General features: G+C 40.6%; 12 protein-coding genes and 1 pseudogene. 6 read left to right on the forward strand and 7 right to left on the reverse strand.

From position 1 onward, the window contains the following. Nucleotides 1-149 precede the first annotated feature (149 nt). The 5 genes from WFY05_RS19975 to WFY05_RS19995 all read left to right on the forward strand — a co-directional run bounded on the left by WFY05_RS19975 (nucleotide 150) and on the right by WFY05_RS19995 (nucleotide 3,544). Entirely contained in the window at nucleotides 150-356 is a 207-nt protein-coding gene (locus WFY05_RS19975; RefSeq protein WP_340114700.1) for a hypothetical protein, read from the forward strand. A 65-nt stretch (nucleotides 357-421) separates the two neighbouring features. After that, nucleotides 422-715 (forward strand): encapsulin-associated ferritin-like protein, encoded by a 294-nt coding sequence (locus WFY05_RS19980; protein ID WP_340114701.1) that lies wholly within the window; start codon nucleotides 422-424, stop codon nucleotides 713-715. 14 nt (nucleotides 716-729) lie between these two features. Further along, complete coding sequence (locus WFY05_RS19985) at nucleotides 730-1,539, forward strand: family 1 encapsulin nanocompartment shell protein (protein ID WP_340114702.1); 810 nt, start codon at nucleotides 730-732, stop codon at nucleotides 1,537-1,539. Between the two features lie 13 nt (nucleotides 1,540-1,552). Next, nucleotides 1,553-1,909 carry a SpoIIAA family protein gene (locus WFY05_RS19990; protein WP_340114703.1) on the forward strand — a complete coding sequence of 119 codons (357 nt, stop codon included), beginning with the start codon at nucleotides 1,553-1,555 and terminating at the stop codon, nucleotides 1,907-1,909. A gap of 216 nt (nucleotides 1,910-2,125) precedes the next feature. After that, a complete protein-coding gene (locus tag WFY05_RS19995; RefSeq protein WP_340114704.1) occupies nucleotides 2,126-3,544 on the forward strand; it encodes an NAD-dependent succinate-semialdehyde dehydrogenase in 1,419 nt (472 codons plus the stop codon). A gap of 35 nt (nucleotides 3,545-3,579) precedes the next feature. Here WFY05_RS19995 and WFY05_RS20000 read toward each other — a convergent pair whose 3' ends face one another. The 4 genes from WFY05_RS20000 to WFY05_RS20015 all read right to left on the reverse strand — a co-directional run bounded on the left by WFY05_RS20000 (nucleotide 3,580) and on the right by WFY05_RS20015 (nucleotide 6,906). Beyond that, nucleotides 3,580-4,245 carry a ferredoxin reductase domain-containing protein gene (locus tag WFY05_RS20000; RefSeq protein ID WP_340114705.1) on the reverse strand — a complete coding sequence of 222 codons (666 nt, stop codon included), beginning with the start codon at nucleotides 4,243-4,245 and terminating at the stop codon, nucleotides 3,580-3,582. 18 nt (nucleotides 4,246-4,263) lie between these two features. Then, nucleotides 4,264-5,676 (reverse strand): class II fumarate hydratase, encoded by a 1,413-nt coding sequence (fumC, locus tag WFY05_RS20005; protein WP_340114706.1) that lies wholly within the window; start codon nucleotides 5,674-5,676, stop codon nucleotides 4,264-4,266. 39 nt (nucleotides 5,677-5,715) lie between these two features. After that, nucleotides 5,716-6,042, reverse strand: a complete 327-nt coding sequence (locus tag WFY05_RS20010) for a 4a-hydroxytetrahydrobiopterin dehydratase (protein ID WP_340114707.1) — start codon at nucleotides 6,040-6,042, stop codon at nucleotides 5,716-5,718. Between the two features lie 270 nt (nucleotides 6,043-6,312). Then, complete coding sequence (locus WFY05_RS20015) at nucleotides 6,313-6,906, reverse strand: YceI family protein (protein WP_340114708.1); 594 nt, start codon at nucleotides 6,904-6,906, stop codon at nucleotides 6,313-6,315. Between the two features lie 476 nt (nucleotides 6,907-7,382). Here WFY05_RS20015 and WFY05_RS20020 point away from each other — a divergent pair, with 476 nt between their 5' ends. Further along, a complete protein-coding gene (locus WFY05_RS20020) occupies nucleotides 7,383-10,199 on the forward strand; it encodes a UPF0182 family membrane protein (protein ID WP_340114709.1) in 2,817 nt (938 codons plus the stop codon). An 81-nt stretch (nucleotides 10,200-10,280) separates the two neighbouring features. On the opposite strand, the pseudogene WFY05_RS20025 reads toward WFY05_RS20020, so the two are convergent. From WFY05_RS20025 to tal, 3 genes and pseudogenes are all read right to left on the reverse strand, one after another. Continuing rightward, nucleotides 10,281-11,138, reverse strand: a pseudogene (locus WFY05_RS20025) (NADP(+)-dependent, decarboxylating phosphogluconate dehydrogenase); the annotation flags it as partial. A 24-nt stretch (nucleotides 11,139-11,162) separates the two neighbouring features. Then, nucleotides 11,163-11,678, reverse strand: coding sequence for an NAD(P)-binding domain-containing protein (locus WFY05_RS20030; RefSeq protein WP_340114710.1), 516 nt, complete (start codon nucleotides 11,676-11,678; stop codon nucleotides 11,163-11,165). 96 nt (nucleotides 11,679-11,774) lie between these two features. Then, a complete protein-coding gene (tal, locus tag WFY05_RS20035) occupies nucleotides 11,775-12,908 on the reverse strand; it encodes a transaldolase (RefSeq protein ID WP_340114711.1) in 1,134 nt (377 codons plus the stop codon). Nucleotides 12,909-13,002 lie beyond the last annotated feature (94 nt).

A 13,002-nucleotide genomic window follows, 5' to 3' on the forward strand; every position in this document is an offset into this window, starting at 1 on the left:
TTCCTCCATCCTATATTCTTTACCAGGCCCTGACCACAGGGCGAATCAGGAAGAATCACTGAATTGTATGAAGATATCGTGCACAGTGGCATATTTATGGCCGTTGTAATGATTTGTATGAACATAAGTATCAAATAAAAACAACAGTCATGAAATCAAAAAATTCAATAAAAAACAACTGGACAGAGATTAGACTCCAACTTAAAAAGAAATATCCGCAATTAACCGAGGCCGATTTGAAATATGTCGACGGTTATGAAAATGAGATTTTTCACAATCTGGAGATCAAATTAGGAATGAATCGCGAACAGTTATTGACCATAATGAACAGTATGCAAATGGAAGAAAGCATGTAAACAGTTCGACAAACACACATTAGACAACAAAGAATTTAATTCACTAAAATTTAAATCGTATTCACATGGAAAATTATCACGAACCACCATCCGAACTTTCAACAGAAACACGAGATTTTATACGCGCTCTGGTTACACTCAGGGAAGAAATTGAAGCCATCGACTGGTACCAGCAGCGTTTAACCGTTACATCCGATCAACATTTGAAAAAGATACTTCGGCACAATCAGCTGGAAGAAATGGAACATGCTTGCATGGCCCTTGAGTGGTTGCGCAGAAACATGGATGGATGGGACGAAAAAATGAAACAATATCTGTTTACTGAAAAAGATATTGTAAGCATTGAAGAAAACGAATAATAAAAATAACAGACATGAATATTTTAAGAAAATCACTGGCTCCGGTTTGTGATGCAGCCTGGAAAGAAATAACAAATAGAACAAAACAGGTATTGGAAAACTATTTAACCGCAAGAAAATTTGCAGACATCAACGGTCCCAACGGACTGGAAATGGGAGGTATATCAACCGGCAGACTTACAGTACCGTCACACCAGGATGAGAAAGGTGTAAATTTCGGATTGCGGGAGTTTTTGCCATTAGCCGAAGTTAGAAAACCATTTGAACTCGACCAGTGGGAACTCGATAACCTGGAACGAGGAGCAAAAGACATTGATTTATCGCCTCTTGAAAATGCCGCCCGTGAGCTGGCCGGTTTCGAAGAAAATGCCGTTTATGAAGGTTTTGAACCTGCCATTATTAAAGGGCTCGAAGAATCTGCGGAAGGCGATTCCGTGTCGCTCCCAAGTGATCCGAATGCCTTTCTTAAAGAAATCGGGAATCAAATTATCCATTTTAAAAGCAAGGCAGTTCAGGGACCTTACACCTTAGTTATAAATGAAAGAGAATGGCTGGAGTTGATCAAATTATCAGAAGGTTATCCCATTCAGAAACAGCTGAAATCTGTTCTTGGCGGAAACGTTCTGATCAATCATTTCAGTAACAATTCTTACCTGCTCTCGCAGCGGGGAGGAGATTATGAATTGATAATCGGACAGGATTATACGATTGGGTATGACAGCCATACTTCAGAAAAGGTGAAATTATTTCTTACCGGATCATTTACATTCAGAGTGCTAAGTCCCGAAGCCATTTTAGTATTTAACCAGCGCAACCGCGCATAAAAACCATTTAGCTATGTTTAAAATTCTTGATATTACAAAAAGTGAATTAATCGCCATTAAAGTAGATGGCAAGTTGAAAAAAGTTGACTATGACAAAGTCACCCCGCTCATTGAAAAAGCGGTGAAGGACTTTGGGAAAATAAAACTTTATATCCAGCTGAACGATGTGGAAGGAATTGAACCCAAAGCATTCCGGGAAGATGTAAAAACTTATCTGAAGCATTTTAACGACATGAAAAAAATTGCAGTGGTAGGAAAAAATCGCTGGGAAAAAATGTGGTCCGATCTGGCCAGTCCATTTATTTCAGGAGAAGTCAAATATTTCGATTACACTGAAATAGAATCAGCCCGTGAATGGGTCCAAAAATAAAACTCTGGTTTCCATGCGTTTCGGTATGCCAACACTCTGGTAAAATATGTTGATATTTTACACACCCCCAACTACACAAAAATAAAATAAAACACACAATATTCGGCGAATTAATCTAATTATCAATCCATTGCAAAAACAACCTCACTACTGCTGGTTCGTGGTATAATTTTGGGTTCTACAAAAGGTAAACGTGAAAACTAAAATTATTACACCATGAAATTAAAAAGTATAAATCCTTATAACAATAAGGTCATTGAAACATTTGAGTCGTACTCAGAAAAAGAGATCAATAAACGAATTTCCCGTTCTGAAACTGCTTTCGAAGCCTGGAAACAAACATCGTTTGATGAACGAAAAGCATTGATGTTAAAATTGGCCGATTTGCTGATTGAAAACACAACAGCTCTGGGCGAAATCGTTACTGAAGAAATGGGAAAACCATTAACAGAGGCAAAAGCCGAAATTGAAAAGTGTTCGTGGGTTTGCGAGTATTATGCCAACGAATCGGAGATTTTCCTTCACCGCGAGGCGGTGGCTACCGAATCGCACGGATCTTACATTGAATACGAACCACTGGGAACAATTTTGGGAGTTATGCCATGGAATTTTCCGTTCTGGCAGGTCTTCCGATTTATTGCGCCAACTTTAATGGCCGGAAATGTAGTTCTGCTCAAACATGCTTCCAACGTTCAGCGCAGTGCCAGGGCCATTCAGGAATTACTGGATAAAGCCGGTTTTCCCGAAGGAGTCTTTCAGAACCTGGTGATCGGTGCCAAACAGGTGAAGAAAATAATTGGACACCCAGCAATAAAAGCCGTAACCTTAACCGGAAGTGAACCGGCGGGTAAAAGTGTGGCCACCGAAGCTGCAAACAACATTAAAAAGTCGGTACTTGAACTGGGCGGTAACAATGCCTTTATTGTTCTTGATGATGCCGATGTGGATAAAGCGGTTGAGATCGGTCTGAAGGCACGGATGCAAAATGGCGGACAAAGTTGTATAGCAGCTAAACGCTTTATTCTTCACGAAAAAATTAGTGAGAAATTTATAGAGAAGTTCACACACAGCCTGAATAAACTTGTGGTTGGCGATCCTTTAAAAGAACAAACTGATATTGGCCCACTGTCGAGCATCGAGCAGGCCGAGAAAGTAACAGAGCAGGTCAATCGCTCGGTTGAAATGGGAGCCAAAATCATTGCCGGAGCCCCGGCAGAAGGTGCGTTTTTCTATCCTACACTAGTTGTTAATGTAAAACCCGGAATGCCTTTGTTTGACGAAGAGGTGTTTGGACCCGTAGCACCAATAACCATTGTAAACAGTGTGGAAGAAGCCATCGAACTGAGTAACAAATCGGTTTACGGACTTGGTGTTTCGTTGTTTACCAATGATCTGAAAAAAGCACAGGCTTTAGTTCCTGAATTTGACGATGGAGCTGTATTTATAAATGCGCTTGTAAAATCTCACCCGCGTTTGCCTTTTGGCGGAACAAAGCACTCGGGATACGGCCGCGAATTATCAGTGGCAGGAATTCGTGAATTTGTAAATATTAAAACGGTTTACATCGACAAATTGAACGACACTAATAACAACAAAAATAAACGCGTTGCCATTAGTGTCGGCAGTCCGGGCTAAAACCGGAACAATATAAAACCGGAGTGTTGTTCCACTTACAGGCTGATATTTACCAGGTCATCACCGGCGCCAAGTTCCTTTAGGTAACCTTTAATGTCATCGGCAAAATTCTCGGGGCCACATAAATAAAACGGCTGGTTAAAGTTATCGATTTGATTCTTAAGGAAGTCTTTATCGATTCTCCCGTGTAAAAAACGCTCCGCTTCTTCCTGGGTAAGCACATTGATAAAATTGTCGCCCAGCATTTCTTTAAACTCCTGATAAAGAAAAACATCCTTCTCGGTTTTATTTGAAAATATCAGCTTGCTCCCATTCACCTTACCATCCGCTTCGAGCTGGCGCAACAGCGCAATAAACGGAGTTACACCTGTTCCACCCGCAATAAAAACACCGGCTCCCTTGTTTTCAAAAGAGTCCCACGGATCGGTAATAATAAAATGGTCACCTTTCTCCAGTTTCGAAAGTGCCAGGGTCATCCCCTTATGTTTCGGATACGATTTTATGGTAAACTCCAGGTAATCGTCCTCGTTTAAACTTGTAAAAGTAAACGGATGCCAGTCGTCCTTAAATTCCGGAGTATCCAGTGTTACTTCAACGGCCTGACCGGCACTGTAACTAAATCCTTCCGGTTTCACCATGGTAAATTGCATAACATCGTGTGTGAGCCACTTCTTCTCAAGTATCTTTAATTTATGTTCCATATATTTAAAATTGAATATTTATATTTTTTTGACGGATACATTCGGACCTGTCATTTTGCCCGGATCTATCCATTTATCAAATTCTTTTTCCGAAATCAGATCAAGTCTCGATGCTGCCTTTTTGAGGCTGCAGTTATTTTTATGAGCATACTTTGCAATTTTGGCGGCATCATCGTAACCAATATAAGGTGTTAGCGCCGTTACCAACATGAGTGAATTGTTAAGATACGATTCAATTTTTTCCTCATTCGGTTCTATTCCTTCCAAACAATTCTTGTTGAACGAACTGCACGCATCAGCCAGTAGCGTTGCCGATTGCAGAAAATTTGCAATGATAATGGGCTTAAAAACATTCAGCTGAAAATGACCGTAAGAATTGGCCACCGAAATGCATACGTCGTTACCCATAACCTGAGTGCAAACCATCGAAAGCGCTTCGATCTGCGTAGGATTTACTTTCCCGGGCATAATGGAAGAACCGGCTTCATTTGCGGGAATTTTCAATTCGCTCAATCCGGCTCGTGGTCCCGAAACCATGACGCGAATATCGTTTACAATTTTAAGTAAAGCCACGGCCAGCTGCTTTATGGCACCATGCGTATGTACAAACGCATCGTGTGCCGCAATTAATGCAAATTTATTTGGGGCAACTTTAAACGGTATTCCTGTTTGCCGGGCAATTTCATTAACCACTTCAGCATCAAAGCCGGGCGGGGTGTTCAGGCCTGTTCCAACTGCAGTGCCACCAAGCGGCAATTCCTGCAAATCGGGCAAGGTATTTTTTATGGCATTTAGTCCCTTTTCAACTTGTGCTGCATAAGCCGAAAATTCCTGGCCCAGGGTAATGGGCACGGCATCCATAAAATGGGTTCTGCCTATCTTCACAAGCGAATTAAATTCCTGAGATTTTTGACTGAAAGTATTTTTAAGTTCGTTAAGTACCGGGATCAACGCGTTCTTAATTTTTGTGTAAGCAGCAATGTGCATGGCCGCAGAAAATGTATCGTTCGATGATTGCGATTTATTCACATCATCAATCGGGTGAACAGCTATTTCATCCTTCGTAAAGTCATTTTTTGTTAGCTGTTTGGCGCGGTTGGCAATCACTTCGTTGCAGTTCATATTCGTGTGTGTTCCCGAGCCGGTTTGCCAAATTACCAGCGGGAAATGCTCATTCAGTTTACCGTTTAATATTTCATCACAAACCTGTTTGATCAATTCCTTTTTGTTGGTCGATAAAATGCCGGCTTTGTGATTGCTCGTGGCCGCTGCTTTTTTAATTATCGCGAAAGACTCAATCAACTCATAAGGCATGGAAGCCGGTGCCCCGATTCTAAAGTGCCGAAGCGATCGTTCTGTATGCGCTCCCCAAAGTTTGTTTTTGGGAACCTTTATTTTACCCAATGTGTCTTTTTCAACGCGATAATTCATAACATTTTATTTTACATTTTATCCATTTTCATCCTTCGGTTATAGCTCGTCGATTTTGGCCGCCAGTATAAAGTCATTGGCTGACAAGCCGCCAATCTTGTGCGTGCTAAGTTCCACATTAACTGAACTGTAGTGAATACACATGTCCGGATGGTGATTTTCTGTCTCCGCAATTAGCGCAACATTTTGTGCAAAGGCCATCCCTCTTTTAAAATTCTCGAAAGGAAATTCCTTTGTTATTTTCTTATTGTCCACTACTTTCCAATCATCGCTGACCTCTTCCTTAAATTTTCCAATTTCATCAGCTTGAATGGGTGTAGTTCCTTCTTCGCAGGGTTTACAATGTTTTTCTTTTAAATCTATCATAATATTTCTGTTTATATTTTCAGGAAAATGCCTGACATGCCTCTTCTTTTGAAAAGAACATGCCACAACATAATTAACTGATAATAAGCTTCGAGTGTCGAGTAAATTGTGTGCTATTTCCCCAATTGGTGGAACCATACCACAACCTCTTAAACAAAGCTTGTAATTTATATGTAACGCCGTTACGGAAAAACCGTTGACGATTTTTATACACGGCATGATTTGAAATCATTTGTTTTAATTTGAGTTGATCCAAATTGAATCATTCTGTTATTGTTCCTTTGCTTTATTAAGTTCGATGTCACAAATAATTTTGACTTCCTTGCTTACTACCAGTCCGCTTGTAAAAGTCTTGTTCCAGTCAACATCGTAATCAAAACGATCAATAGAACCCGTTAGTTTAAAACCTGCGCGCACAGCACCCATGGCTTCAACGGTTCCTTTATGCTGAACATTTAAACTCACCGGTTTTGAAACGTCCCTGATCGTTAAAACGCCTTCGAGCGTGTGTCCCGGATCTTTAATATTCTTTTTAAGCTCGCCGGTAAATGTAATTTCAGGATATTCTGCTACCCCCAAAAACTCATCCGACCGTAAATGATCATCTCTGTCGGCATTGCCTGTTTCAAGGCTATTCGATTTAATGGTAACCTTAACTTCGGCGCCATTAAAATCATCACCATCGGCAAAAACTTCAACAGTGTAATCGTTAAACTGCCCTTCCACCTCGGAAATGGCCATGTGAATGGCCGAGAATTTTATTTTAGTGTGAGCTTTGTCAGCAACCCATTTTGTTTGCTGTGCAAGCAGGTTTGTTACCAATAAATTTAATGTAAAAAAGAGAATGTACTTTAGTGTTTTCATAACTTGTTTCTATAATTTAAATTGTGATGACTGAACTTCAATCATTATCATAATTTTTTAATCTTATAATTCTACGAATGAAGGAATCAATGAACATGCCAGCAACATCCTTTCTAATCATCTTTTAAGTACTGGCAATTAAACACTACTATCCAGGCAATTACAGATTAAATGTTTCCGCCACTTCTTCTAAGCAGGAATGCTCGTGTGGTTTAATTACTCCTTTTGAGCAATATTTCCTCAATTATTCAAATTCGACAAACAGATTATATCCCGATCGGTTAATTCTGATTAAGGCTGGTGACTTAAAACTCTAATTTCGTATTTAACTGATAGAATGCCAATTACAAAACACTTCGATTTACTATAGAATTCAGCGAATAAATATTTATGCTGTTGATTAGTAAAAAGGCAACAACTTTAATTTACTGGCACAAAATTGTATGTATCAGTTGTACTACTAAAAACAAACTGAAATGTATACTGCACTATTTCTTGTATTTATCGCACTGGCAATTTTTCTGATTTACAAAGGCGTAACAGCAAAAAAAGTTTCTGTAATTGCCACAGGAGCTGTTATCGCCCTAATCACATTATTATTTTCTGGCTTCATGGATTTTTGGGGCGAAAAGCTTTGGTTCGATCAGTTGGGATACAACGATCGATTCTGGACGGTTTGGTTCACCAAAATAGGCTTGTTCATTGTAGCTTTTATTGTAGCTGGACTTTATGTTTACCTGCTCACTTTTTCGCTCAAAAAAGGCAACCAAAAACTTATCAGGTACCTCACAGTTCTTATCAGTGCTATTCTAAGCGGGCTTTGGCTGTATTCCGACTGGGAGGTGGTATTAAAATTTCTATTCAGAATTGATACCTCCATCACCGAACCTGTATTGAATATGCAAACCGGGTTTTACTTGTTTGTTTATCCTTTTCTCGAGTTAATTTACAGTACTTTTATTTCGCTCACCGTTTTTGCATTAATTGCTTCGGTTATTGCCAGTTTTAAGAAACAGCAGGACGGAAATTCGCAAATTACATTTCGTGAAGATTTCAACGAAAACAAATCGCTGTTTGTAAGTATTGGCGTACTTTTGATCGTACTTGCCTGTGGTAAATTTCTCGATCGTTTTGGCTTGCTGTATTCAACTGAAGGTGTTGTATCCGGCCCGGGCTGGACCGATGACAACATCCGCTTGCCGCTACTCCTCATTATTTCAATATTAACGGCAATCGCAGGAGTTAGCCTCATGGTACCAACCGTTCGTAAACGTATTTCCGGAATATTCGGAAAAAGCAATAGATTTTGGGGAATACAGGAAACTGTTGTTATACCACTTGCCGCATTTATTTTTTGGCTCGTAACGCTTTCAATTGTGCCCTCACTTTTTCAGTGGCTTAAAGTAGAACCCAACGAAATTACGGTTGAGAGACCGTACATCGAAAATAACATTGAATTTACCCGCTACGGTTTTCACCTCAACAAAGTAGAAGAAAATGAATTTCCGGTATCGGAAAATTTTTCACAGAACATAGTAAGCTCCAACAATAATCTTCTGAAAAACATTAGATTATGGGACTACCGGGCGCTGGATGCAGTGTTTAAACAGTTCCAGGAAATAAGGCTCTATTACGAATTTACCGATGTCGATATTGATCGTTACGTGATTGACGGCAAATACAACGAAGTAATGATTTCGGCACGTGAAATGGAAACACGAAACCTGCCGGCTGAAAGCCAGACTTTTGTAAACAAACGTTTTAAATACACACACGGCTATGGAATTACCCTGAATCGGGTAAATGAATTTACTTCAGAAGGATTGCCTAATTTACTGGTAAAAGATATTCCGCCTGTGAATAAATATGATGAACTGGAAGTGAAAAGGCCCGAACTGTATTATGGCGAACTGGCCAACGATTTTGTGGTGGTAAATACCGATGAACAGGAGTTTGATTATCCGAGCGGCGAAAATAATATTTACACCCGTTATGAAGGACAGGGAGGAGTACCCTTATCCGGTTTGTGGCGAAAGTTTCTGTATGGTTCGAAATACGGTGGCACACGCTTATTACTTTCGGGGTACCCCAATCCCGAAAGTCGAATCTTATTTCACCGTAACATTAAAGAACGTGTAAAAGCACTTGCCCCATTCCTCGATTTCGATGATGATCCTTACATCGTACTGAATGACGGACATTTGTATTGGATCATGGATGCTTACACTACATCAGGGTATTATCCTTACAGCGAACCATTTTCGTCGATGGAACGCATAGGTTATAACCGAGGGAGTACCGACCAAAGTCTTTTCAGTCATGTAAGCAGAAACCTTCGAGGTAAAAATTACATCCGCAATTCGGTAAAAATAACAGTGGATGCCTACACCGGGGCAGTTAATTTTTATGTTTTTGAAGAAGAAGATCCGCTGGTTCAGGTCTATCAGAAAATCTTTCCGGGATTGCTTAAAGATAAAGCCGATATGCCTGAAGGATTAACAAACCATGTTCGATATCCGGCCGATATGTTACTTATACAGGGCTTGGTTTACGCCAAATACCATATGACCGATCCGGCAGTTTTTTATAACCAGGAAGATTTGTGGGTAAGAGCCACGGAAAAGTATTACAACAATGTACAACCTGTGGAGCCATATTATATTATGTGGCAGCAATCCGGGAGCAATAAAATGGAATTCTCGCTAATCCTTCCGTTTACGCCTAAAGACAAACAGGTGATGATTGGATGGATTGCAGGCCTATGCGATGGTGAAAATTACGGTCGCTTTCTGGCTTACAAATTTCCAAAGGAGAAACGCATTTTGGGTACCCAACAGGTAGAAACCAAAATCGATCAGGACTCTTACCTATCCGGACAACTCACACTCTGGGACCAACGTGGTTCGAACGTGATCCGCGGAAATGTGCTGGCTATTCCAATCGATGAAACAATAATTTATGTGGAACCTATCTACCTGCAATCAGAAACTTCGGCATATCCTGAATTAAGACTTGTAGCTGTGATGCACAACGACAACCTGAGTTATGCCGAAACATTTGATGAAGCGCTTGCCGGTCTCTACAAGGAAAGTGAATCGAAAATACAGAGAACATCGGATGAATCGGCAGAAGCCGCTGCTCCACAAACGATCAAAGAGCTGATTAAGCGGGCAAACAATGCATTTGAAAATTACCTGGAGTCGATGCAGCAAAAAGATTTTAATGATGCCGGAAAAGCATTGGAAGATTTACAGCAATCGTTGCAACAATTAAATGAAAAAACTGAAAAATAATTAATTAATAAAATACAGTCAATTCACAAGGTAATGTATTGATTTAAAATAAATTAATTTTTGCTTGCTTTGTTTTGAATCTTACCAGTCGGTATGAAAAACACCCTCTTCACCAATACGCTGGTACATATGTGAGCCAAAATAATCGCGCTGTGCCTGAATCATGTTTGCTGCCAGGTGTCCGCTGCGGTAGGCATCGAAATATTCAATTGAAGACATAAAACAGGGAACCGGCAAACCGATTTTTACAGCCTGAAGAACAACATCGCGCACTATCTGTTGTGATTCGTTGGCTGTTGCTGAAAGTCGGGCATCGAATATCAAATTGGGTAGCTCGGGAACGTTCTCGTAAGCCTTCATAAAGTCATCGAGCATTTCGGAGCGGATAATGCATCCACCTCTCCAAATTCGCGCCACCTTGTCGAGATTTAAGCCAAAATCCTTTTGTTCGGAAGCAATACGCAGAAATTCAAATCCCTGGGCAAAGGTAATCAGCATTCCGAAGTACAGAGTATCCTTCATTTTTTCGATAAAAGTCGTCCTATCTTCTTCAATGCGGCCCACCGGGCCTTTCAGCATAGAATCTGCCTTTACTCTCTCTGTTTTAAATGCGGATAAATAGCGCATAGAAACAGCCGTATCGATGGTAGGCACCGGGGCCCCAAAATCCATGGCTAGTTGCGACGTCCATTTTCCTGTTCCTTTTTGCTGAGCACTGTCCAAAATATGATCGATAAGGAAACCGCCTTCGCGTTTGTCTTCTTTTTCCAGTATATCCGCTGTTATTTCCACCAGGTACGATGCCACCGAACTGTTGTTCCATTTTTTAAACATGGCACTCATATCAGGGTTATTCATACCAAGGCCATTTTTAGCCAGATTGTAAATTTCTGCAATCAGTTGCATAATTCCGTATTCAGTGCCATTGTGTACCATTTTTACAAAATGTCCGGCAGCCCCTTTTCACAACCAGGTAACACAGGCCTCGCCTTTTGCCTCGGCTGCAGCATCAGTAAACACATCGTAAACCAATTTGTACGATTTCTTGTTTCCTCCGGGCATCATACTGGGGCCGTGTCTAGCACCTTCGGCACCTCCCGAGATACCTACACCAAGGTATCTGAATCCTTTTTCTGCAATGTTTTTTTCGCGGTGCTCTGTGTCGTTCGGGTGCGAGTTTCCGCCATCGATTATCAAATCGTCTTTTTCGAGCATCGGAAGCAGTTCATCCAATGCCTTATCAACCACGTCTGCCGGTACAAGAAGCATTATTTTTCGCGGTTTGGCAAGCCCCGAAATAAAATCCTCCAACGAACTCACGCCTTTCACCTTAAACTCGTTGGCCTCTTTGTTCAAGGCATCCACCTTTTCCTCATCCAGATCGTATCCCAATGCAGAATGGCCTTTTTCCGCAATGTTCAGAATAAAATTTCTGCCCATTACACCTAATCCCAATAAACCAAAATCATATTTTTCCATAGCTGTGTTTCTTTCTTATTTTTCTAATGCTCCGGAGTTTATTTTGCTTTCAATTTCGCCTTTTAAAATTAACCTGAGTACTCTCCGCGCAGTTATCTATTTGGGCGCGAATTTATTTTGCTTCCTTTCAATTGTTTTTAGCAACTCGTCGTAAGGCTCAACAAACTTGTCAATTCCCTCTTCCACCAGTCGGCCGGTAATTTCTTCCAAACTCAATTCAATGATTTCTAAATCGCGGTAAACCCGGTATGCTTTTTTTACATCTTCTGTGATTGTGTTTGGAAGTAGTTTTCCATGATGCGCAAAAGCTTCGATGGTTTTATCGGGCATGGTGTTTACGGTAGACGGGCCAATCAGTGGTTCAACATATCGCGTATCGCTGTAACCTTCTGTTTTATTGCTTGTACTTGCCCAGAGTGGCCGTTGAACATGCGCTCCTTTGGCAGCGAGTTTTTCCCAGCGGGTGCCGCTAAAAGTTTCGAGGAAACTTTGATAGGCAATTTTTGCCGTGGAAATGGCAGTATCGCCCAATATATTACCGGCTATAATTTTCTTTTCGCCTGTTTGCCGGGGAATTATTTTATCCAATAGAATTTTATCGGTAAGTACATCGATACGACTTAAAAAAATGCTGGCAACTGATGCTATTTTATCAACGGGCCTGCCTTCGTCTACCCGGCGTTCCAATGCTTTCAGATATGCTTCAGCAACCGCTTCGTAGCTTTCAACCGAAAACAGCAGTGTGATATTGATGTTAATGCCTTCGTAAAGCATTTCTTCAATGGCCGGAATTCCTTCTTTTGTTCCGGGAATTTTAATAAGGCAATTTGGGCGATCAACTGCTTTAAACAAGCGTCGGGCTTCCGACTTGGTTTTTTCAGTATCTCTTGCCAGGTATGGCGAAACTTCAAGGCTCACATATCCATCCTTGCCATTTGAAGCCTCAAATACTGGTCGCATCAAATCGCAGGCTTTTTGAATATCATCAATCGCCAGTGCTTCGTATATTTCTTCCGGTTTTTTCCCTTTAGCGGAGAGCGCTTTTATTTGATCATCATATAAATGACCACCGGAAATGGCTTTCTTAAAAATCTTCGGATTCGAGGTAATGCCTCTTAATCCTTCTTTTTCTATTCTTTCTTCCAGTTTTCCATTGGTGATTATTTCTCTCGATAAATTATCGAGCCAGTAACTTTGACCATAATCCAGCAGTTTTTCAAATTTCTCCATAGTAAAGTTTCCTTATTTTAACGTCAGTTCGACATAAGAAACACAATAATTTATTAGAAAAGAAACAAGGTTTTGTTTATATTTAAGTATCTCA

This window comes from Maribellus mangrovi (assembly GCF_037646455.1).
Taxonomy (GTDB): Bacteria; Bacteroidota; Bacteroidia; order Bacteroidales; family Prolixibacteraceae; genus Draconibacterium; species Draconibacterium mangrovi_A.

Coding starts and splice junctions, on each gene's coding strand:
- WFY05_RS20000 (WP_340114705.1), bottom strand. CDS start 4,245: ATGGAACATAAATTAAAGATACTTGAGAAGAAGTGGCTCACACACGAT.
- tal (WP_340114711.1), bottom strand. CDS start 12,908: ATGGAGAAATTTGAAAAACTGCTGGATTATGGTCAAAGTTACTGGCTC.
- WFY05_RS19980 (WP_340114701.1), top strand. CDS start 422: ATGGAAAATTATCACGAACCACCATCCGAACTTTCAACAGAAACACGA.
- WFY05_RS20015 (WP_340114708.1), bottom strand. CDS start 6,906: ATGAAAACACTAAAGTACATTCTCTTTTTTACATTAAATTTATTGGTA.
- WFY05_RS20020 (WP_340114709.1), top strand. CDS start 7,383: ATGTATACTGCACTATTTCTTGTATTTATCGCACTGGCAATTTTTCTG.
- WFY05_RS19995 (WP_340114704.1), top strand. CDS start 2,126: ATGAAATTAAAAAGTATAAATCCTTATAACAATAAGGTCATTGAAACA.
- WFY05_RS19990 (WP_340114703.1), top strand. CDS start 1,553: ATGTTTAAAATTCTTGATATTACAAAAAGTGAATTAATCGCCATTAAA.
- fumC (WP_340114706.1), bottom strand. CDS start 5,676: ATGAATTATCGCGTTGAAAAAGACACATTGGGTAAAATAAAGGTTCCC.
- WFY05_RS20010 (WP_340114707.1), bottom strand. CDS start 6,042: ATGATAGATTTAAAAGAAAAACATTGTAAACCCTGCGAAGAAGGAACT.
- WFY05_RS20030 (WP_340114710.1), bottom strand. CDS start 11,678: ATGGAAAAATATGATTTTGGTTTATTGGGATTAGGTGTAATGGGCAGA.
- WFY05_RS19975 (WP_340114700.1), top strand. CDS start 150: ATGAAATCAAAAAATTCAATAAAAAACAACTGGACAGAGATTAGACTC.
- WFY05_RS19985 (WP_340114702.1), top strand. CDS start 730: ATGAATATTTTAAGAAAATCACTGGCTCCGGTTTGTGATGCAGCCTGG.